The sequence below is a fragment of the Cupriavidus sp. GW821-FHT07C08 genome (assembly GCF_059419025.1).
Window position 1 is genome coordinate 1 of the sequence record NZ_JBWKQZ010000077.1, and the last position, 1,479, is coordinate 1,479.

The 1,479-nt window shown below is 62.1% G+C and carries 2 protein-coding genes; both read left to right on the forward strand.

The genetic code is table 11. The features are described from left to right. Positions 1 to 58 precede the first annotated feature (58 nt). On the forward strand, positions 59 to 1,141 hold the full coding sequence (locus tag AC07UK_RS38730) for an IS630 family transposase (RefSeq protein ID WP_115213384.1): 1,083 nt from the start codon (positions 59 to 61) through the stop codon (positions 1,139 to 1,141). Positions 1,142 to 1,153: 12 nt separating this feature from the next. Continuing rightward, complete coding sequence (locus AC07UK_RS38735) at positions 1,154 to 1,453, forward strand: hypothetical protein (protein ID WP_284494922.1); 300 nt, start codon at positions 1,154 to 1,156, stop codon at positions 1,451 to 1,453. The last annotated feature ends 26 nt before the right edge of the window (positions 1,454 to 1,479 follow it).

The following is a 1,479-nucleotide window of genomic DNA, read 5'->3' on the forward strand; positions in this document are numbered from 1 at the left end:
CTAGTACAACATCCCGTAAATAGCTTGAATAATTAATCACCTCGGATATCATGGCGGGATGAGCCGAGGCCGCCAAGCAATGCCAGTGAGGCTGGCGAAGAAAGAAAGACAGGAACTGCAATCGCTGATCGAGCGCAAGACGGCTGCGCAGCGAGATGTGATGCGCGCGCGAATCGCGTTGTGGGCTCACGAGGGCCACTCCAATACGGTCATTGCGCGGGAACTGGGTGTATCGGTGCAAACGGTCTGTCTGTGGCGCAAGCGCATTGCCCAGCAAGGTGCCCAAGGCATTCGCGAGGGCGAGCGCAGCGGCCGTCCGCCGCGCATCACGCAGGAAGCGCGACTACAGTTGATCGCGCTGGCGTGTGAGACGCAGGAACCTGAGGGGCGGGTCACGCCCACGCTCGACGAGATTGTGGCGCGCGCCGTGGAGCGTGGCGTTGTCGAGCAGATCAGCCGCAGCCAGGTGCAGCGCATTTTGCAGGCCGGCGACGTGCGTCCGCACCGGGTCCAGCAATGGCTACATAGCCCAGACCCGGCCTTTCGCGAGAAGGTCAACGGGATTTGCAAGCTGTACCGTAAGGCGCCTCGAAACGCGGTGGTGCTCAGTATCGACGAGAAGACCGGCATTCAGGCCATCGAGCGCAAGCACCCAGGACGTGCCCCCGCACCGGGCCGGCTTCGTCGGCGTGAGTTTGAATATGTTCGTCACGGCACCCAGGCGTTGATTGCCGCGCTGGACGTGCATACCGGACAGGTGCTGGCAGACTGCCGCGACCGGCGCACCCAGGAGGATTTGGTAGCCTTCATGGAGCGCGTGGCAAGCGCGTACCCGGGCAAACAGGTGCACGTCGTGTGGGATAACCTCAATACGCATCGCGCCCAGGCCGTCTGGCAGGCGTTCAACGCGCGGCACGATGAGCGGTTTCACTTCCACTTCACGCCATTGCACGCGAGTTGGGTCAATCAGATCGAACTCTGGTTTGCCCGCTACACGCGCCGGGTGCTGCGCCATGCGAGCCACACCAGCACCGCGCACCTGCGCGAACGCACCGAGCAGTTTGTCCGCGCGCACAATCAGGCGGCCCGCCCGTTCAAATGGAGTTTCCGGGGCTATCCGCTGCAAACCGGCGCATCGTAATCGAGAATCGACATGCCAGCCTTACCCACCAAACATTACGCTGCCGAATTGCAGCAGCAACTGCGCAGCCTGCTCGGCCACGAGCAGATCGTCACGCAAGCCTACGGGCGTCACCTGCTGATCAAACGTCTGGACGACGAGGAGCCGACCGTGGTGGCTCGGCTGACCGAACTCGGCCGCAATCGTTATGGCGCCGCCTTTCGCAACCATAGCGGGCGTTGGGAACCGTTGCCAGGCGAAGGCTCGCTCGACGAGATGGCCGAGGTGGTCGTCACGCTCCTGCACCTATATCTGCAGCCCGATAATTATTAAAGCCATTTGCGGGATGTTGTACTAGG

What these genes read in the sequence shown, in the direction of transcription:
- AC07UK_RS38735 (WP_284494922.1), top strand. Translation starts at nt 1,154, where the DNA reads ATGCCAGCCTTACCCACCAAACATTACGCTGCCGAATTGCAGCAGCAA.
- AC07UK_RS38730 (WP_115213384.1), top strand. Translation starts at nt 59, where the DNA reads ATGAGCCGAGGCCGCCAAGCAATGCCAGTGAGGCTGGCGAAGAAAGAA.